The organism is Azospirillum isscasi (assembly GCF_030849505.1).
Taxonomy (GTDB): domain Bacteria; phylum Pseudomonadota; class Alphaproteobacteria; order Azospirillales; family Azospirillaceae; genus Azospirillum; species Azospirillum isscasi.
Map to the genome: position 1 here is coordinate 1 of NZ_JAUJFI010000243.1, position 5,872 is coordinate 5,872.

Sequence of the window (5,872 nt, forward strand, 5' to 3'; positions counted from 1 at the left end):
CACCGTCCGTCCGGCGCGGCTGGCCGCGGCGGCGAGCGCCCGCGCCTCCGCCACGCTGGTGACGGTGGCGCTCAGCCGGTGAAGGGCGGGCAGCCGGAGCTGGCTGGGCAGCGGCGGGTCGATGACCAGGACGGGGGCCGTCACGCCGGCCCGCCGCAGGGTGATGCCCTCCCCCATGTCGGCCACCGCCAGCCCGTCGATCCCGAACCGCTGGAGCGCCCGCCCCACCGGCCCGGCCCCGTGGCCGTAGGCGTCCGCCTTGACCACGCCGAAGACGGCCTGACCGGAGGGAAGGCTGCGGCGCAGCCGTTCCAGGTTCCGGCCAAGGGCGTGCAGATCGATGTCCGCCCAGGCGGTGGTGCTGCCCCGCCGGCCTGTCCGCGTTCCCGTCATGCAAGGAACTTCGCGCTGATGTCGGTCGAGGATTCCTTGCCGATCTTGTCGAAGTGATGGTCCAGGAACTCGTCGGCCTTGTGACGGCCCGTTTCGAACATGTACATCAGGAAGTCCCAGTCGGCGTTCAGCTTGCTGGTGACGCCCAGCTTCTCCACCACCTCTTCCGCATCGACGGTGTGGATGTGCATCTTCTTGTGCTTCTCGGGGCTGAGTTCGCCGGAGTCGATCAGCTTGGAGACGAAATCCACCACGCGCAGCTCGCGCATCATGCTGGAGTTGAAGCTCAGCGTGTTCACGCGGTCCATGATCTCGCGGGCGGTGCGCGGCGGCACGGGGACGCGGACCGGGTTGATCTGCACGATCAGGATGTCGCGGCTGTCGCACTGCTCGATCAGCGGGAACAGCGGCGGGTTGCCGGAATAGCCGCCGTCCCAGTAGAAGGCGTTGCCGACCTGCACCGCCTGGAACAGGAAGGGCAGGCAGGCCGAGGCGAGCACCGCGTCCACCGAGATGTCCTTCGGGCCGAACACCTTCAGCCGGCCGGCGCAGACGTCGGTCGCCGCGATGAAGGTCTTGCAGGCCGGCGCCTTGCGCAGCCGCTTGAAGTCCACCACGTCCGACAGCACGTCGCGCAGCGGGTTCATGTTCATCGGGTTCAGCTCGTACGGCGACATCATGCGCGACAGCGCGTCGAACATCTGCCAGAGCGGGGAGAAGTCCATGTTCCCCTTGCTGAACATCTTGTCGAGCGGGGTCGGCTGGAGCGGACCCTTCTTCGCCTCGTCGGAGATGCGGCGCCAGAATTCGCGCAGCTTGGACCGCGCGCCTTCGTGGCCGCCGATGGTCAGGCCATAGGCGGTGACGGCGCAGTTCATGGCGCCGGCGCTGGTCCCGACGATGCCGTCGATGGTCAGGCGCCCGTCCTCCAGGATGCGGTCGATCACCCCCCAGGTGAAGGAGCCGTGCGCGCCGCCCCCCTGGAGCGCGAGGCTGATCGGTTTGGCGCTCTTGCGGGTTGCGGGCTGGACGGCGGGGGCGGGCATGGTCTGGTCGGGCATGGATGGCTCCGGTTGTTGGCTCTTTGGAAAGGTCGGCGGGTTGGGAAGGGGCGCGCTCGGGTGCGCGGCGCAGGTCAGAGCGCGGGCTTCATCGCCTTGGGCGGGCGCGTCCTGGTCAGCACGCCGTGCTTGGTGGGCCGGCGCGCCTGGGGGGTGTCGGGCGGCGGCTTCGCCAGAAGGTCGCGGTGGTCGGGGACGGCGCTGCGCAGATAGTTGCGGATCTGCTGGATCCACTTGCGCGCCAGCTCCTCGGAGATGGCCAGCTCCGCGGCGATGTCCGCGTAGGGCTGCTCCTCGATGAAGCGCATGCGGGCGGCTTGGCGCATCCGCTCGTCCCGGATGCCGTCCAGCGACTCCAGAACCTTGACCAGCAGGGCACGGTCGGCGTTGGTGCGTTCCGGATCCATGGCGTCCCGCCCGCTGGAGCCGTCGGCGATGGAGGCGATCTCGACGAGGGAGCCGACCAGGACGGGATGGCGCTGGTGGGCGCGGTGCCGGTCGATGAAGTGGTTGATGGCGGTGCGCCGCAGCCAGGTGCGCGTCTTGATGATGGAACGCGCGTAGAGCGGCAGGACCTCCGACAGATTGATGCAGAGGCCGCTCAGACAGTCATGGATTTCCTGTCGGTTTCCTTTGCACAACCTGTGATATGTCCAAAACAGGTCGGTGTAATGGCGGCACCAGAAGACCCAGAAGGCGGTCCGATCCCCGGTCGCGATCCGCTCCAGGAGTCCGGAATCGTCCAGTTCGTGGAGATCCTCGCCGGTGCGGGAGAGGAGTCGGGCCGATCCGGCCATCGACAGGGAGGGCCAGGGGCGTTTCGGTTCCCGCTGCCGGTCCAACGCCGTTCCGGTGGGGGCATCCCCCAAAGGTTGCGCTCTTTGCTGCATATGACGTCCCTTGCGCGTTTTGCTCAAGGGACGCTCGCCAAGTTCTATGCGTGAACGAACCGGATATACTTTTTTTCGAAATACCTATGTATTTCGCATGAGATTATCTGAAAAAAAGCCTACCCAACCGCAACCACACTATGTCGTGATAATCAAGGCATGGCTACGCGCCCGCAAGCGGGAGCGTCGATTCTATGCGTAGTCAAGAAAACGATAATAATGCCGCGTGGCCTGAGGGGCTCACCGCCGCGGGAACAAGGATGTAGTAAGCGCGGGAGCGGAATTCTCGATTCCAGTCCCGGCGAATGTTTCCGAAATTCTATATTTTAGGGAATCTGCGCGATTGTGCGCGGAGCCATCCGGATCGTGTGCCGGATGGCAGGAGTGGAGGGGCTCGAACCCCCAACCCCCGGTTTTGGAGACCGGTGCTCTACCAATTGAGCTACACTCCTGTCGCCGCCTTGCAGCGGGAAGCCGCTTTTAGGCGATTTCGGGACCGCACACCAGCGGAAAATGATCAGCGGCGACGCAGCCGTCGTTCGGTTCGCCGTGCGTGCCTGCGGACCGGCGGCCCAAAAAAGGAGAGGTCAGCGGCAGTGGATTCCATTATGGTCATCGGCGCGGCCCATAGGGGATAAAGGCCCGAAATTCCATGGCCATGCCCATTGTGACACAGTGGGTGCGACGCCTTGCTCCCGATCGAATGCCTTTCCAAGGAAGTAAACAGGGGATTTTCAAATGTATTTTAACATATCTTTGTTTGGTGAAGAGTACAATATGTACGAAAATACAATTTCTCTATTTTACCATGCCCTTTCCGAGCTTGGGCACATCGTGAAGGTATCGGAAAACAGCATCGACACGGGGGCTTACAACATTTTGCTGCCTCCGAAGGTTTTCCGGGCGGAAGAGGTCGTCACCTATCTTTTATCCAACAGAATTCCGTACGGCTTCATTGGGGTGGAAACCTTTGACGGGTTCAAGCATCACCGCCTCGACGACGCGAGCGGGAACCCGGCGGTTTTCCATCGCTTCGTGCAGGGAGCGCAGCATATTTTCTGCCTTTTCAAGCAGGACATCGACAGATATCGGAATCTGGGCGGAAAGGCCGTTTATGCGAAATACGGCTTCAGCGATGGCGTCGCCGAAATCAGAAGGCCGAAGGCTCATCCTATAGACGTGTTCTTTTTCGGCGATGTCGAGGGCCGGTCCCGGCGGACGCGCATTCTTCAGGACCTCGCCGATCGCGGGCTTCACGTTCATCTTCTGACGGGGGCATCCAACAGCAGGCCGGCGCTGGTGCGCAATTCCCTCATCGGCATGGCGAAGATCAACATCAACATCAACCACTCCTCGCATGTCAGCCCGCAGCGCGTCGTCTTTCTCGCCAACAACGCAATTCCCTGCGTTTCCGATTCCGCGGAAGATCCGGACGGTTATCTGGCCACGGCCATGGTCCGGCATGGCGACGCCGAGTTGATCGACTGGTGCTGCGACTATGTCCGGTCCGGGGATGTCCTGGCGGACGGCGATCGGGCTTATGACATCCTCCGCCAGGACCCGATGAGCCGGATTCTGGAAGCGGCGCTCGATGGGTGAGGGCGGCAACACAGGCGGGACCGGCCTTCCGCCATCGTAGAAAATCGGAAACGGAACCTCCGGGCCGGTTCTCCCGGCGGAGCCTTCGGGCGGTCGGCGGCAAATAGCCGCACCGCATCGGCCATCCGCTCCGCCATCACGCCGCCCGTCACGCCGGAGGCGATGGCGGGGCCTCGGGCGCGACCTTCGGGATGCGCAGCGTGAAGCGCGCGCCCCCGCCCGGCGGGGAGGCCGCCGTGACGCTGCCGCCCAGCGCCTGGGTCACCAGATTGTAGACGATGTGCAGCCCCAGCCCGGTGCTTCCCTGGGACCGGCGGGTGGTGAAGAAGGGATCGAAGATGAAGGGCAGCGCGTCCGGCGCGATCCCCCGCCCGTCGTCGGCGACGGCGATCTCCACGCTGTCCGGGTCCGGCTGGGTGACCGCGATGGCGATGCGCCCGGCCCGCTCCGGCCCAAGCCCGTGCACCAGCGCGTTGGAAATCAGGTTCGTCAGGACCTGCGCCAGCGCCCCCGGATGGCTGTCCAGCACGATGCCCGCGGCTCCCGTCACGCTCACCTCGTGCTTCGCCCGGTGCCACATGGGCCGCAGGCTGAGCACCAGGGCGTCGAGCCAGGAATCCAGCTCGAACACGCGGCGCTCTCCGCTGGTCTGGTCCACCGCGACCTGCTTGAAGCCGCGGACCAGATCGGCGGCGCGGCCGAGATTCGCCATCAGCAGGCCGGTGGACTCCACGGCGGCCTCCGCATAGCCCTGGAACTCCGCCCGCCGCAGGCCGCCGGCCTCGAAGCGGGCGACGATTCGGGCCGTCTCGTCCGACAGGTGGGAGGCGGCGGTCAGCGCGACCCCCAGCGGCGTGTTGATCTCATGCGAGACTCCGGCCACCAGCTCGCCCAACGCGGCCATCTTCTCGGCCTGGACGAGCTGCCTCTGCGTCTCCTGCAGGCGGGCGTGGGCCTCGCTGACCTCCTCCAGGGTCCGGCGCAGCAGGCTCGATTGGCCGTCCAGCGCACGGGTGCGTTCGGCCACCTGGGCTTCCAGGCTGCGGTTGAAGGCCGCCAACTCGTCGTAGAGCCGGGCGTTCTCCAGCGAAATGGCGATCTGCGCGGCGAGCAGGCACGGCACCTCCACCCGCTGGTCCACGAAGGCCCCGGTGACGAGGTTGTTCTCCAGATAGAGCAGACCGATCAGCACCCCCTGCCGGACCAGCGGCAGGCACAGCACCGATCGCGGACGGCGGGCGCGGATGGTGGGATCGTCGGCGAAGCGCGGGTCGGCGGCGGCGTCGTCCAGCACCAGCGGGGCGTTCAGGCGGGCGGTGTAGGCGGCCACGGCGGCGGGCACCGGGGGCGGGCCGTCCTCCCTCGCCGCCGCGGTGTCCGGTGTGGGCAGGGCGCGGAAGACACCGGCCCGCATGTCGCCCTCCGCCGCCGGCACCAGCCGCCCGTCCGCATCGGCCAGCAGCAGATGCCCGCGCTCCGCCCCGGCGGCCTCGAACACGGTGCGCAGCAGCCGGTCCACCAGCCCGTCGCGCCGGATCTCTCCGGAAATCGCCTGCGCGGCCTTCAGCACCGCCTCGATGTCCAGCGCCCCGGCGGCGAGGCGGCCGGACGACGACGAGGACAGGCGCTCCGACGGGCGGAAGCGGGGCGGGTCGGGCGGCGGGGCCAGCGCGGGATGGCGGCGCTCCAGGTCCGCGGCCTTGGCCCAGGCTTCCCAGCGCCGGTAAAGGTCACGCGCCTGCGTCCGGTGGAACAGGGCCGGGGCGGCGTGCCCCTGCTCGTCGTGGAACAGCGCCGCCCGCTCGTGCACGGTGGCGAGGTCGTGGTGGAAGCCGGCCTCCTCCGCCGCCCCGATGGCGCCGGCGTAGCGCAGGGCGGCGTCCCCGGCCCGGCCCAGCAGTTCCCGGACCTGGTCGTGAATGGTGAGCA

Annotated in this window: 5 protein-coding genes and 1 tRNA gene; 1 reads left to right on the forward strand and 5 read right to left on the reverse strand. The window is 66.7% G+C overall.

Annotated features, from left to right (window positions below; genetic code table 11):
- The 4 genes from QSG27_RS27230 to QSG27_RS27245 all read right to left on the reverse strand — a co-directional run.
- A partial coding sequence (locus QSG27_RS27230) for an alanine racemase (protein WP_306711756.1) occupies positions 1-393 on the reverse strand: 393 nt, incomplete at its 3' end.
- A complete protein-coding gene (locus QSG27_RS27235; protein WP_306711757.1) occupies positions 390-1,454 on the reverse strand; it encodes a patatin-like phospholipase family protein in 1,065 nt (354 codons plus the stop codon). The genes QSG27_RS27230 and QSG27_RS27235, both read right to left, overlap by 4 nt.
- A 74-nt stretch (positions 1,455-1,528) precedes the next feature.
- Positions 1,529-2,323, reverse strand: a complete 795-nt coding sequence (locus QSG27_RS27240; RefSeq protein ID WP_306711759.1) for an RNA polymerase sigma factor — start codon at positions 2,321-2,323, stop codon at positions 1,529-1,531.
- 397 nt (positions 2,324-2,720) lie between these two features.
- Positions 2,721-2,796 (reverse strand) — tRNA-Trp (locus QSG27_RS27245).
- A gap of 325 nt (positions 2,797-3,121) precedes the next feature.
- On the opposite strand from QSG27_RS27245, the gene QSG27_RS27250 reads away from it, so the two are divergent.
- A complete protein-coding gene (locus tag QSG27_RS27250) occupies positions 3,122-3,943 on the forward strand; it encodes a hypothetical protein (protein WP_306711760.1) in 822 nt (273 codons plus the stop codon).
- A gap of 148 nt (positions 3,944-4,091) precedes the next feature.
- On the opposite strand, the gene QSG27_RS27255 is transcribed toward QSG27_RS27250, so the two are convergent.
- On the reverse strand, positions 4,092-5,872 hold a 1,781-nt coding region (locus tag QSG27_RS27255; protein ID WP_306711762.1), incomplete at its 5' end, for a sensor histidine kinase.

Coding starts and splice junctions, on each gene's coding strand:
- QSG27_RS27235 (WP_306711757.1), bottom strand. CDS start 1,454: ATGCCCGACCAGACCATGCCCGCCCCCGCCGTCCAGCCCGCAACCCGC.
- QSG27_RS27250 (WP_306711760.1), top strand. CDS start 3,122: ATGTACGAAAATACAATTTCTCTATTTTACCATGCCCTTTCCGAGCTT.